Source organism: Pseudomonas sp. F-14 TE3482 (genome assembly GCF_053629455.1).
On the sequence record NZ_JBRJII010000001.1, the window covers coordinates 226,468 to 239,476 of the forward strand.

Here is a 13,009-nt window from a genome sequence, read left to right on the forward strand (position 1 = left end):
TCAATGAACTCCATGTTGTAAGGGCGCAGGCTGATGGGCGGGCGGCGTCTCGCGGTGTAGCAAACGCTGGGTGCGCGGATACTCGCCGTGTTCGCTGATGAAATTCAGCAGCTCGACATAGGTTTTGCTGCTCTGGCGGAGCGCGGCTTCACGCAAGGCTGGCGCCAGTCGCGGGTCCTGCATGGTCTGCAACAGTCGTTGATGGATCGCGCACAGGTACTCGGCGCTCTCCTCCGGCTGGTTCAGACGCAGGTGCAGGTCCGCCAGGTTATGGTGGGAAATCACGCAAGCCGCCACCGCTTCGTCGGCATCGGCCCAGCGCTCGAACAACACCTGGGCCAAGGCCAATGCCTGCAAATAAGCCTCGCGGGCATCGACCAGCTCGCCCAGCATGAAACAGCGATTTGCTCTTTCGATCGTGCGTTTCCAGTGCTCCATGGTGAGCCTCCAAAGCGGTAGCGGTGATTACACGCCCCCTGCGGTGAGCTTCTCTGGGTTGAGCAATTTTTCCAGTTGGCTGCGCGTCAGGTCGGTGTGCTCCAGGGCGACATCGATCACCGGCCGGCCCTGCTGATAAGCCTTCTTGGCAATCTCGGCGGCTTTTTGGTAACCAATGATCGGGTTGAGTGCAGTGACCAGAATCGGATTGCGCGACAGCGCTTCCTTGAGCCGGGCCTCGTTGACCTTGAAGCTGGCGATAGCCTTGTCACCCAGCAGACGGCTGGCGTTGGCCAGCAATTGGATACTGCTCAGCAGGTTATGGGCGATGATCGGCAACATGACGTTCAACTCGAAATTGCCCGACTGACCGGCGACGGTGATCACCGTGTCGTTGCCAATCACCTGAGCGGCGACCATCGCGGTAGCTTCCGGGATCACCGGATTGACTTTGCCGGGCATGATCGACGAGCCGGGCTGCAAGGCTTCGAGTTCGATTTCACCGAGCCCGGCCAACGGGCCGGAATTCATCCAGCGCAGGTCGTTGGCGATTTTCATCAAGGAAACCGCTGTAGCCTTGAGCTGCCCTGAAACGCTGACTGCCGTGTCCTGCGAGCCGATCAGCGCAAACAAGTCCTTGCCCGGCGTGAACTGAACCTGCGTCAGTTGGCTGAGTTGCTGGCTGAAATGCGCCGCAAATTGCGGATGAGCATTGATCCCGGTACCCACCGCCGTGCCGCCCTGGGCCAGCGATTGCAGACTCGGCAGCAGATCCTGCAAGTGATCGATATTGGCCTTGAGCTGTTGCGCCCAACCATTGAGCACCTGACTCAGGCGCACAGGCATGGCGTCCATCAAATGGGTACGCCCGGTTTTGACGAATGGATGAACCTGCTCGGCCTTGTGCTCGATCACCTGCACCAGATGCACCAACGCCGGCAGCAACTGCTCATGCAAGCTCAATGCGGCGCTGACATGGATGGTGGTCGGGATGATGTCGTTGCTGCTTTGGCCGCAATTGACGTGATCGTTGGGATTCACCGGCTCGCCCAACAAGCGGCTGGCCAGGGTGGCGATCACTTCGTTGGCGTTCATGTTGGAACTGGTGCCGGAACCGGTCTGGAAGATATCCACCGGGAAGTGCTGCATGAAATCGCCTTCGAGCAAGCCTTGAGCGGCGTCGACGATCGCCTTGCCCTGGGATTCGCTGATCTGTTTGAGCTCGACGTTGGCTCGGGCGGCAGCGGCCTTGGCCAGAATCAGCGCCCGGATGAACTGCACGGGCATCGGTTGGCCGCTGATCGGGAAGTTATCCACCGCGCGCTGGGTTTGCGCGCCATAGAGAGCGTCCACCGGGACCTGAAGTTCGCCCATGCTGTCGCGTTCGATACGTGTGTTACTCATCAGGAGATCCTTGCACCAGTTCTATGAGAGGGATGGAGGGTTGCAACTCGCAGGTCGCCAGTTGCCAGGCATAGCTTTGCCAGCGCTTGAGGCGGCATTTGCAGAGTGATTGCCGTTCGAGATCGCGCAACGGCCGCCAGGCCTGGTCGAGACACAGGCTGCGCCAGTGCCAGGGCAGCGCGACATCGACGGCGGTGTCGAGCAGCAAACGGAAAGAGGTTTCGGCGATGGTCCAGGGAGAGGTGGCCGTGCAACACGCCAGATACCGGCCTTCGGCCAGGTAATGTTCGATCAGGCGCGGTTCGTCAGGGTCCATGGCGCAACGGATCTGGCGACTCATCCAGCGCCAGCTTTCGAGGTAAGGCTGCTCGTGCAAGGCAGAACTCATGATCCGGGCTCATTCGGTAATGAGATTTATTATTAGATGATAATGAGAACCAAAACAAGCATAACGGAGCACAGAGATCCTTGTGGGAGCGGGCTTGCCCGCGATGACGATAGAAGATTCAACATCGATGTCGACTGAAATGACGCTATCGCAGGCAAGCCCGCTCCCACAGGATCTGTGTTGCGACCAATAAAAAAGGCGCGCCACCCAATGGGATGGCGCGCCCTTTTTGTGCAGCGATCGGAGGCTTAGCTACCCGCCACTGTCATCCGCTCGATCAACACCGACCCGGTGCGAATATTGCTGCGCAGTTCCAGGTCATTACCGACCGCGATGATCTGCTTGAACATGTCACGCATGTTGCCGGCGATAGTCACCTCCTGCACCGCGAACTGGATTTCGCCGTTCTCGACCCAGAAACCCGCCGCGCCACGGGAGTAATCGCCAGTGACCATGTTCAGGCCCTGCCCCATCAGTTCGGTGACCAGCAAGCCTCGGCCCATGCGGCGCAGCAAGGCGGCCTGATCTTCGTCACCATGGGTGACGAACAGGTTGTGCACGCCGCCGGCGTTGGCAGTGCTCGGCATGCCTAGCTTGCGGCCGGAGTAGGTGCCGAGTACGTAGGACACCAACTCGCCCTTCTCCACGAACGGCTTGGCATAGGTCGCCAGGCCATCGCCGTCGAAAGCCGAACTGCCCAAAGCGCGCATCAGGTGCGGACGCTCATCGATGGTCAGCCATTCCGGGAACAGCTTCTGCCCCAGCGTGCCTTCGAGGAACGACGATTTGCGATACAGACTGCCGCCGGAGATCGCCGACAGGAAACTGCCGAACAAGCCACCGGCCAGTTCCGCGGAAAACAGCACCGGCACTTCACAGGTTGGCACCGGACGCGCGCCCAGACGGCTCGCCGCCCGTTGCGCGGCACGTTGGCCGATGCTCTCTGGAGAGGCCAGCAAATTGCCCTGACGGTTCACGTCATACCAGTAATCGCGCTGCATCTGGCCATCGGCTTCGGCGATCATCACGCAACTGAGGCTGTGACGAGTCGACGCGTAACCACCGATAAAACCGTGGCTGTTACCGTAAACCCGGCAGCCCTGGTGAGTGCTGAGGGTGGTGCCGTCGGCATTCTTGATCCGGCTGTCGGCGGCAAACGCCGCCGCTTCACAGGCCAGGGCCTGCTCGATGGCTTGCTCCGGGGTAATGTCCCATTGATGAAACAGGTCAAAATCCTGCAAATCCTTGGCCATCAGCGCGGCATCCGCCAGGCCCGAGGCTTCGTCTTCAGACGTGTGCTTGGCGATGGCGAGTGCCGCGGCGACGGTTTCGCGAATCGCTTCCGAACCGCTGGCCGAGGTGCTGGCCGAGCCTTTGCGCTGGCCTACGTACAAGGTGATGCCGAAGCCCTGATCGCGATTGAACTCAACGGTTTCGACTTCCCGCTGACGCACCGTGGTCGACAAGCCCTGCTCCAGCGACACGGCCACTTCACAGGCACTGGCGCCCTGGCGCTTGGCTTCAGCGATGATCTGCTCGACTTGTTCTTGCAGTGCCGGCAACGCTTGTGGGCCGACGCTTTCAACTGCACTCATGCTGTTCTCCACTCAAATTCTGCTTTCGGCTGGGGCCTTCGAGCGACCGGGCCGGACAAGCGGCCCCCGACTGGTTATCATGGCGGCGTTTCTTTGCGGACGGCCACCATGGTTGATTCTTACGACGACTCCCTCGATACGGGAGAAAAAAGCAAATCCCAGGTTAAACGCGAGCTTCATGCTCTGGTTGACCTTGGCGAGCGCCTTACAACACTCAAGCCTGACTTGCTGGCAAAACTGCCGTTGACCGACGCTATGCGCCGGGCCCTGGCCGATGCGCCCAAGCACACCGCGAATATCGCGCGTAAACGGCACCTTATGTTCATCGGCAAACTGATGCGCGATCAGGACACTGACGCCATTCTGACTCTGCTCGATCAACTGGATGCCTCCACTCGGCAGTACAACGAACGCTTCCATGGCCTGGAACGCTGGCGCGATCGCTTGATCGCGGGCGACGATGCAGTCCTGGAGAAGTTCGTGCTCGACTACCCGGAAGCTGATCGTCAGCAATTGCGCTCCCTGATCCGTCAGGCCCAGCACGAACTGGCGACCAACAAGCCACCGGCTTCGAGCCGTAAAATTTTCAAGTACATCCGTGAGCTGGACGAGACTCAACGCGGTCTGCGTTAAGTCCCGAATCGGGTGAGTTGCCAAGCGACTCACCCGAAGCTCCATCCCTTCTTACGACCCTGTGCCACCCACAGTAATCGCATCAATTTTCAGCGTTGGCTGGCCGACACCCACCGGCACCGACTGCCCATCCTTGCCACACGTGCCCACACCGCTGTCCAGCGCCAGATCGTTACCGACCATCGACACCTTGCTCATGGCTTCCGGCCCGTTGCCGATCAACGTCGCGCCTTTGACCGGGGCAGTAATCTTGCCGTCTTCGATCAGGTACGCCTCGCTGGTGGAGAACACGAACTTGCCGCTGGTGATGTCCACCTGACCACCGCCGAGGTTGGCGCAGTAGATGCCTTTCTTTACCGAGGCGATGATTTCTGCCGGGTCGCTTTCGCCTGCCAGCATGTAAGTGTTGGTCATGCGCGGCATCGGCAGGTGCGCGTAGGATTCGCGACGACCGTTGCCGGTGCGGGCCACGCCCATCAGACGCGCATTAAGCTTGTCCTGCATATAACCTTTGAGCACGCCGTTTTCGATCAGCGTGGTGCACTCGGTCGGGGTGCCTTCGTCGTCGACGCTCAGCGAACCACGGCGCCCGGCGAGGGTGCCGTCATCGACGATGGTGCAGAGCTTCGAGGCAACCATCTCGCCCATGCGCCCGCTGTAGGCCGAACTGCCCTTGCGGTTGAAATCGCCTTCCAGGCCATGGCCGACGGCTTCGTGCAGCAACACGCCGGACCAACCCGAACCCAACACCACCGGCAACGTACCGGCCGGGGCCGGGATCGCTTCCAGATTCACCAGCGCCTGACGCAACGCTTCGCGGGCATAGCCCATGGCGCGGTCGTCGCTGAGGAAATAGCGGTAATCGGTACGACCGCCACCGCCATGGCCACCGCGTTCACGACGGCCATTCTGCTCGACGATCACGCTGACATTGAAACGCACCAGCGGTCGCACATCTGCCGCCAGGCCACCATCGGTGGAAGCAATCAAAATCCGCTCCCAGACCCCGGCCATGCTCACAGTCACTTGCTGGATACGCGGGTCGAGGGCGCGAGTCGCCACGTCGATACGCTTGAGCAGCTCGACTTTCTCGGCACGGGTCATCACTTCCAGTGGGTTATCCGGCCCGTACAATTGGGCGACATCCTGGGTGGTGAATGCCTGCACGGTACCGTTCTGCCCGGCCCGGGAGATCGAACGGGCTGCACGGGCTGCCGCGCCGAGCGCTTCGAGGGTGATCGCATTGCTATAGGCGAAACCGGTTTTTTCACCCGATTGCGCACGCACGCCGACACCCTGGTCAAGATTGAAGCTGCCTTCCTTGACGATCCCGTCTTCCAGCGCCCAGGATTCGGAAATCTGCCCCTGGAAATACAGGTCGGCGGCATCGATGCCCGGGCCGGCCAGATCGCCGAGCACACCTTGCAGGCTCTCGATCGTTACGCCGCCGGGCGCCAGGAGGTGTTCACTGACGGAGGACAACAACTCGCTCATATGCTTTACGCCTTAAATTCGTCGTTCTGATGCAGGTCGCTGGGCGCCCTGCGAGAAAAAGCGCCGGTGAGTGGACACCGGCATCCGCGCCCTGATAGACGCCTGTTCGCTGCTGTCGCGTTGGGCCAGCAGCACGGCCTCGCCTTGATCCTGTTGCGCCAGCACACGCCCCCATGGGTCGACGATGGCGGCGTGACCAAAGGTTTCTCGTGGCCCCGGATGCGTCCCACCCTGGGCGGCCGCGAGCATGTAACACTGGGTCTCGATGGCCCGCGCGCGAATCAGCACCTCCCAATGGGCCGCGCCGGTCACCGCGGTAAAGGCCGACGGTGCGGTAATCAATTCCGCGCCGGCCGCACGCAATTCGCTGTACAGCTCCGGGAAACGCAGGTCATAACACACCGTCAGGCCGACTCGACCGACCGGAGTGTCGGCAATAACCACACCACTGCCATAAGCATAGTCATCGGATTCGCGATAACGCCCGCGATTATCCGCCACGTCTACGTCGAACAGGTGCAGCTTGTCATACCGTGCAACGGTTTCGCCGCGGTCATCCACCAGCAACGAGCATGCGTGCACTTTGGCCGTCGGTTGGTCCTCCGGCGGCAACGGCAATGTGCCGGCCACTATCCATAACTTGAGGTCGCGGGCGGTCTGTTTCAACCATGGCAGGATCGGGCCTTCGCCCAAGGCTTCGGCGCGGCCGATGTCGGCAATGTCGCGCCGGCCCATGGCAGCGAAGTTTTCCGGCAGCACGGCAAGCCGCGCGCCACCGGTCGCCGCCTGCTCGAGCAGACGACGGGCCTGGGCCAGATTGACCAGCACGTCGCTCTGGCTGACCATTTGAATCACCGCTACAGACATGGCCTATTCCCTATGTGAAATCTACGCATACCGGTAGGCGCTGCGGAGTAAAACGAGGCTGCGATCTTTTGACCTTGAACTTTGAAGTCAAAAGATCGCAGCCTGCGGCAGCTCCTACAGGAGTAAGCGGCGTCGCATGAAAACATGCTACTCCATAGGCCCAAAGAGTGCTTTTTCAAAAGAATTCAAAAAGGCTTGTCGAAGGTGATTTTCGGATCTTTCCATGGGCCTTTGACGGTGTATTTGACGCTGGCATAGCGCGCCACGCGGTCACCGATCAGCTTGTCGATCAGGAACAGCGCCCCGCCGACAGCCGGTGCACCGACGATCAGCGCGGCAATCGGCAGATTGTTGGTCACCGGTAAAGTCACCAACAACTTGGCATCGATCTGATCACCCACCAGGTCCAGCGTGCCATTGAGCTCCACATTGCTCGACGGCCCGGTCAGCAGAATGGGTTCACGGGTCACGTAGACGCCGTTACTGGCAACCAGCAAGCCTTTGACCCGGTCATAGCTCAAGCCTTTGCCGAACAGGTCGGAAAAGTCCAGGCGCAAGCGGCGGCCAATGGAGTTGAAGTTGAGCAGGCCAAACACCCGCAGCGCCTGAGCCCCGCCCTCGACTTCAATGAACTGACCTTTATTCAGCGACGCATCAAGGCTGCCGGAGAAGCGCTTGGTCGCCAGCCACGCCGGCGAACCAGGCCAGCGACCGTCGACGTCCATGTGAAACTCTTCGCTGGTGACACTCGGTGCAAAACCCCAGCCCTTGAGCACGTCGGCAAGGTTCTTGCCACTGACTCGGCCCTTGTACCAACTGCTGGAGTTACCCGGCACGCCTTCCCAGCCACCGCTGCCCCGCAAGAGAATGCCCTTGAGGCCCAGATCAAGGGCATTGAAGGCGACGCCCTTGTCGGTCGGCCGAACCTTCAGGTGCCACCCGCCCACCAGATCCGGCCCCTGGAACAGCTGATTAATAGTGACATCCAGCGCCGGGATCTTCGTCGGGTCCACCGTGGCCAGCGGATCCGGCGAATTCTCGTCAGCCAGCGCGGTAGGGTCTCGTGCCGGCAAACGTACGTACTGCAGATTGACCGCAATCGGTGCGGCTTTCGCATCGGGAATTCCCACGCTGCCCTTGGCCTGCTGACTGTCGAGTTGCAGGGCCCACGCGGCCGGTTTGCGCGCCAACTGCACCGACGCCTGATCGAGGGTGGTGCCGAAACCCGTGAGTTTTCCAACCTTCAAATCCGCGCCACTAAGCAACTGTTTGGCACTGCCGCCAGGATCCTGGCCAGCATATTTGGTCACCAGATCCTGCCAGGGGGCGACATCCAGCTCGGACAGTACCCCACGCACGCGCAAGCCTTTGGCGCCGGGCAACACGGCACTGCCGCCACCGAGAAACAACTCGCCGCGACCGTCGGCGAAATTGCCGGTCGGTGCCGCAAACGTGAAACTCGCCAGTTCACCATAGGTGGCCCAGTAACGCCGCTCCGGCCCCTGCAGGGTCATGCGGAACACGGTATCGCGCCCGACATCGGTCGCCATGCCGAACGGTGCCGGCAAATCCACCGCCACACCTTTGAGGTTGGAGCTGACCATCAATTGGCTGTCGGCGCCATCAAGGTTCAGTTGCAGCTGATAAGGGATCGTCCCCGTCACCGGCAATGGCTGAGTGACATTCAGCCATTCAGTCAGTTTTTTGACCTCGACCTCACTCGTCGCCGCGACCCGAGTGTTGAGCTTGCCCGGGCTGCCTTCAGCGAATATCTGTGCGGTCACCGGCTTGTCGAAGGCTCGCGCCGTGATCTTTTGCCCGCTCAGCCCCTTGGTGCTGTCGAAACGGAAATCACCCTTGAGTTGCGTCAGTTCCAGGGTGGGCTCACTGAGCTTCAAACGGGCCTTGGCGGTCTTGAAGTCGACGAGGATTTTCGGCTGTTCGCCTTTGACCAGCGGGATATCGAGTTTGAGCTTGCCTTGCAGATCGCCCTCGCCTTCCCAGCCAGCAAACGTGTCGGCGGTGCCGATTGGCGCTTCTTGCAGAATCTTCAGGCCATCGCCCAACCCGCCAGCGAACGCGCCATCGAGGAACAGATGAGTGCTCTGCCCGGCAGGCACACGGGGAATATTGACGTAGACGTCGCTGACCTGGGTGTCGAGCAATTGGCCCTCGCTCGCGAGGATCCGCACGCCGCTGTCTTCGATGAATACATCGCCGCTGACCTTGCTGACATGCGGCCAGCCCGGCTGAAACGCCAGCTCGGCATCGTGGACCTTGAAAAACAGGCTGATGCTGCGAGCCGTTTCGGCGGCGCCGTGGTTCAGCGAACCCTGGTACTGGAAGAAGCCTTCATCCACCGCGCCTTTGAGAATCGCGGTGCGCAGCCATTCGTCCAGCCCTGGGCTGAGAACCGTCGGCAGGTACTTGGCGGTGTAGCGACCGTCGCCGTCGACCAGGCCGACCCGCAGGTCCATGTAGTCTTCCTGGGCGCGATCGAAATGCAGGCGTATCAGGAAATCGCCGGCAATCTTGCCCTCCTCGCCCAGCACCTTCAGGTACGGTGCGATCAGGGTGAAAGCTTCTTTATCGAGTTTCCAGGTCAACCGGGCGTTGGCCTGAATGTATTGCCATGGCTTGGCGAAAATCGGGTCCAGGTGCAGGGAGAAATCCTTGCTGTCCATGCGCAGTTCGCCCTGCCCGAGGTCGCCGCTGATGCTGCCACTGACATTTCGCACCGCCGGTGCACCGCGATAAGCGTCGAAGCCGACTTTGTCCAGGTTGGCGGCAAAGCTGAATTTGCTGTCATCGGTAGCGGCTGGGCGGAAGTCGATCAGCACATTGCGCAAGACGCCGGTGACCTTGAGCCGCTCGACCGCCGTGGCGACACCCTCAGGCAGTGGGCCCAGTGCGTTCAGCAGCGGAGTGAGCGGTGTGAGATCGAGACGGTCGGCTTGCAGATGCAAGAGCTCTGGCGCCTTGTCCGTCGCGGCAGTTTGTTGAAATTGCAGTTTCGATTCCCAGCGACTGTCGCCCAGGCTCATCGCCAGAGAATCCAGGGTCACCAGAACGCCTGTGGAACTGCGCTGGAAATACCCGTTCAGCGCCAGATTATTGATCTGGATCGGCTTGCGCTCGGCATAGGCGCCCTTGAGTTGCGGCGCGTTCAAACGAATTGCGGCGCGTTGCACGGTGCCCTTGCTCCAGTTCATCCAGAACTCGCCACCGGCCTTGATCTCGGAAAAATTCCATTGCTGGGTCAGGCGCTCGGGCAACCATTTCGACCAATCACTTTGCGGCAGGCTCAGGTAAGCGTCCGCTTCGCCGTCCTTCCATTGGGCAGCGCGCAAACGGGTGCGCAGGCTCATCGCAACCGGCTGGCCGTCGGGCAGGGTCAAACGGGCATCAAGCCGCTGGCGGGATGGACCGGTTTTCAGATTCAGGCCGACATACGTCAGGGTCAGCGGCGACTCCCCCAACGGCTGCAAGGTGATCTGGCTGTCGAGTACCGACAGCTGCTGGACCCTCTGCATGCGATTGAGCAGTTGCTCCGGGTTCAGCGGCTGGTCCTGCTGCACCGGCAAACCTTCCAGCGCCCAATGACCGTCCTCACCTTCCTTGAGGCTGATCTTCAGGCCGTTGAGTTCCAGGTGTGCGAAGCGCACTTCGCGCGCCAGCAGGCTGGCCCAGAGATCCGGCACCGCGCGCACCTGATCCAGGCGCAAGGCATTGGAACCCGCGCCGACCATCACGTCATGGGCCAAAAGAACCGGGGCGAAACCGCTCCAGTTGCCTTCCAGCTTGCCGATCTGCAGGGGCATGCCCAAGGCATCGCTGGCTTTGTCTTCGACGTCGGCACGGTACTCGGCCACCAGCGGCGTCAGCTCTCGGCCGAGGCTGACGAACAACGCCATCAGCACTAAAACCAACGCACACAGGCCCAGACCCCAGCGGGTCAGTGCGGCCAAAATGCGTGTCAGACGGTCCATGTCAGTTGGCTCCCATGGCAAAAATACTGCAAAAAGCTGAGGCCAGCCGTTCTAGTGGAGGTAAAACACAACGATTCAGAGCAACACCACGTCGTATTGTTCCTGGGAGTACATGGTTTCCACCTGGAACCGAATGGTGCGCCCGATAAAGCCTTCGAGCTCGGCGACATTGCCCGACTCTTCGTCGAGCAAACGGTCGACCACTTTCTGATTCGCCAGCACCCGATAGCCTTCAGCCTGATAGGCCCGGGCCTCACGCAGGATTTCGCGGAAGATCTCGTAGCACACGGTTTCCGGCGTCTTGAGTTTGCCGCGACCCTGGCAACTGCTGCACGGTTCGCACAGCACTTGCTCAAGACTCTCGCGGGTGCGCTTGCGAGTCATCTGCACCAGGCCCAACTCGGTGATGCCGATGATGTTGGTCTTGGCGTGATCGCGTTCCAGTTGCTTCTCGAGGGTTCGCAACACCTGACGCTGATGTTCTTCATCTTCCATGTCGATGAAGTCGATGATGATAATCCCGCCCAGATTACGCAGGCGCAGCTGACGGGCAATGGCGGTGGCGGCTTCGAGGTTGGTCTTGAAGATGGTTTCTTCGAGGTTGCGATGACCGACAAAGGCCCCGGTATTGACGTCGATGGTGCTCATGGCTTCCGCCGGATCGACCACCAGATAGCCGCCGGACTTGAGCGGTACCTTGCGTTCCAGGGCTTTCTGGATTTCGTCTTCGACACCGTACAGGTCGAAGATCGGCCGTTCGCCAGGGTAATGCTCCAGACGGTCGGCAATCTCCGGCATCAATTCGGCGACGAATTGCGTGGTTTTTTGGAAGGTTTCCCGGGAATCGATGCGGATCTTCTCGATCTTCGGGCTCACCAGGTCACGCAAGGTGCGTAGCGCAAGGCCGAGGTCTTCGTAAATCACACTCGGCGCGCTGATGGTCTTGATCTGTTCGTTGATCTGGTCCCAGAGCCTGCGCAGATAGCGGATGTCCATGAGAATTTCATCGGCCCCGGCCCCTTCGGCAGCGGTACGCAAAATGAAACCGCCGGCCTCCTTGATGCCTTCTTTGGCCACGCAGTCGGTAACCACCTGCTTGAGACGTTCGCGCTCGGCTTCGTCCTCAATCTTCAGGGAAATGCCGACGTGGGCGGTGCGCGGCATGTACACCAGATAGCGCGACGGAATCGACAGTTGCGTGGTCAGGCGTGCGCCTTTGGAGCCGATCGGATCCTTAGTGACTTGCACCACCAGGCTTTGACCTTCATGAACCAGCGCACTGATGCTTTCCACCGTCGGGCCTTCTCGAAGAGAAATCTCCGAGGCATGAATGAACGCGGCGCGATCCAGACCGATATCGACGAAGGCCGCCTGCATGCCTGGCAATACCCGCACGACTTTGCCTTTATAGATGTTGCCGACGATCCCGCGCTTTTGCGTGCGCTCGACATGGACCTCTTGCAGGACACCGTTTTCAACCACCGCCACGCGCGATTCCATCGGCGTGATGTTGATCAGGATCTCTTCACTCATGGCAGGGTCTCGTTCAGGCATGTTCACGATAATGGCCGCATCTTGTCAGTACGACGCTCAACGCGCGTTAAAGGTTTGCCAACAGGGTATGCCGAAATGGCCGAGCAGCTCGCAGGTTTCGCACAACGGCAATCCGACCACCGCCGAGTAGCTGCCATTAAGCCCGGCGACGAACACCGCGCCCAGCCCTTGAATCCCGTAACCGCCCGCCTTGTCCCGGGGTTCACCGCTGGCCCAGTAGGCCACGGCTTCGTCACGGTCGATGGTGCGAAAACGCACCAGGCTGCGCACCACCGAAGACTCGCAACGCTCGCCATCGCGCACCGCAATCGCGGTCAGCACTTCATGTTCGCGCCCGGACAACAGCATAAGCATGGCGCATGCGTCGGCTTCGTCCACCGGCTTGCCGAGAATTTTCCCGTCCAGCACCACGGCGGTGTCGGCACCCAGCACGCAGAAATCGGCGTCGGACACGACCGTGCCATGCCCGGCCTCGGCCTTGCTGCGCGCCAGACGCTCGACATAGGCCGAGGGGCATTCTTCAGGTAAAGGGGTTTCATCGATGTCCGCGCTGATGACGGAGAATGGCACGCCGATCTGCGTGAGCAGTTCACGCCGACGCGGCGAGCCTGAGGCGAGGTACAGCTGTTTCATCAAGACATCTCCCT

General features: G+C 60.6%; 10 protein-coding genes. 1 reads left to right on the plus strand and 9 read right to left on the minus strand.

Annotation, left to right across the window (positions count from 1 at the left end; all coding sequences use genetic code 11):
- The 4 genes from AB7M26_RS01065 to pmbA all read right to left on the minus strand — a co-directional run bounded on the left by AB7M26_RS01065 (position 1) and on the right by pmbA (position 3,825).
- Entirely contained in the window at positions 1–438 is a 438-nt protein-coding gene (locus AB7M26_RS01065) for a hypothetical protein (protein ID WP_123498985.1), read from the minus strand.
- Between the two features lie 27 nt (positions 439–465).
- Complete coding sequence (locus tag AB7M26_RS01070) at positions 466–1,842, minus strand: class II fumarate hydratase (RefSeq protein WP_123498983.1); 1,377 nt, start codon at positions 1,840–1,842, stop codon at positions 466–468.
- Positions 1,835–2,230: a FagA protein gene (locus AB7M26_RS01075; protein ID WP_123498981.1), complete on the minus strand. Its 396-nt coding sequence runs from the start codon at positions 2,228–2,230 to the stop codon at positions 1,835–1,837. Before AB7M26_RS01075 ends, AB7M26_RS01070 begins: the two co-directional genes overlap by 8 nt.
- A gap of 248 nt (positions 2,231–2,478) precedes the next feature.
- Complete coding sequence (gene pmbA, locus AB7M26_RS01080) at positions 2,479–3,825, minus strand: metalloprotease PmbA (RefSeq protein ID WP_123498979.1); 1,347 nt, start codon at positions 3,823–3,825, stop codon at positions 2,479–2,481.
- A 108-nt stretch (positions 3,826–3,933) separates the two neighbouring features.
- On the opposite strand from pmbA, the gene yjgA reads away from it, so the two are divergent.
- A complete protein-coding gene (yjgA, locus tag AB7M26_RS01085; protein WP_007901505.1) occupies positions 3,934–4,458 on the plus strand; it encodes a ribosome biogenesis factor YjgA in 525 nt (174 codons plus the stop codon).
- A gap of 51 nt (positions 4,459–4,509) precedes the next feature.
- On the opposite strand, the gene tldD is transcribed toward yjgA, so the two are convergent.
- The 5 genes from tldD to AB7M26_RS01110 all read right to left on the minus strand — a co-directional run bounded on the left by tldD (position 4,510) and on the right by AB7M26_RS01110 (position 12,995).
- On the minus strand, positions 4,510–5,952 hold the full coding sequence (gene tldD / locus AB7M26_RS01090) for a metalloprotease TldD (protein WP_123498976.1): 1,443 nt from the start codon (positions 5,950–5,952) through the stop codon (positions 4,510–4,512).
- 12 nt (positions 5,953–5,964) lie between these two features.
- Positions 5,965–6,819 carry a carbon-nitrogen hydrolase family protein gene (locus AB7M26_RS01095; protein WP_123498974.1) on the minus strand — a complete coding sequence of 285 codons (855 nt, stop codon included), beginning with the start codon at positions 6,817–6,819 and terminating at the stop codon, positions 5,965–5,967.
- Positions 6,820–7,004: 185 nt separating this feature from the next.
- Positions 7,005–10,808, minus strand: a complete 3,804-nt coding sequence (locus AB7M26_RS01100) for a YhdP family protein (RefSeq protein ID WP_123498972.1) — start codon at positions 10,806–10,808, stop codon at positions 7,005–7,007.
- Positions 10,809–10,883: 75 nt separating this feature from the next.
- Entirely contained in the window at positions 10,884–12,341 is a 1,458-nt protein-coding gene (rng, locus tag AB7M26_RS01105; protein ID WP_008067330.1) for a ribonuclease G, read from the minus strand.
- 57 nt (positions 12,342–12,398) lie between these two features.
- Positions 12,399–12,995, minus strand: coding sequence for a Maf family protein (locus AB7M26_RS01110; RefSeq protein ID WP_123498970.1), 597 nt, complete (start codon positions 12,993–12,995; stop codon positions 12,399–12,401).
- Positions 12,996–13,009: the final 14 nt, after the last annotated feature.

What these genes read in the sequence shown, in the direction of transcription:
- AB7M26_RS01065 (WP_123498985.1), bottom strand. Translation starts at nt 438, where the DNA reads ATGGAGCACTGGAAACGCACGATCGAAAGAGCAAATCGCTGTTTCATG.
- AB7M26_RS01070 (WP_123498983.1), bottom strand. Translation starts at nt 1,842, where the DNA reads ATGAGTAACACACGTATCGAACGCGACAGCATGGGCGAACTTCAGGTC.
- AB7M26_RS01075 (WP_123498981.1), bottom strand. Translation starts at nt 2,230, where the DNA reads ATGAGTTCTGCCTTGCACGAGCAGCCTTACCTCGAAAGCTGGCGCTGG.
- pmbA (WP_123498979.1), bottom strand. Translation starts at nt 3,825, where the DNA reads ATGAGTGCAGTTGAAAGCGTCGGCCCACAAGCGTTGCCGGCACTGCAA.
- yjgA (WP_007901505.1), top strand. Translation starts at nt 3,934, where the DNA reads ATGGTTGATTCTTACGACGACTCCCTCGATACGGGAGAAAAAAGCAAA.
- tldD (WP_123498976.1), bottom strand. Translation starts at nt 5,952, where the DNA reads ATGAGCGAGTTGTTGTCCTCCGTCAGTGAACACCTCCTGGCGCCCGGC.
- AB7M26_RS01095 (WP_123498974.1), bottom strand. Translation starts at nt 6,819, where the DNA reads ATGTCTGTAGCGGTGATTCAAATGGTCAGCCAGAGCGACGTGCTGGTC.
- AB7M26_RS01100 (WP_123498972.1), bottom strand. Translation starts at nt 10,808, where the DNA reads ATGGACCGTCTGACACGCATTTTGGCCGCACTGACCCGCTGGGGTCTG.
- rng (WP_008067330.1), bottom strand. Translation starts at nt 12,341, where the DNA reads ATGAGTGAAGAGATCCTGATCAACATCACGCCGATGGAATCGCGCGTG.
- AB7M26_RS01110 (WP_123498970.1), bottom strand. Translation starts at nt 12,995, where the DNA reads ATGAAACAGCTGTACCTCGCCTCAGGCTCGCCGCGTCGGCGTGAACTG.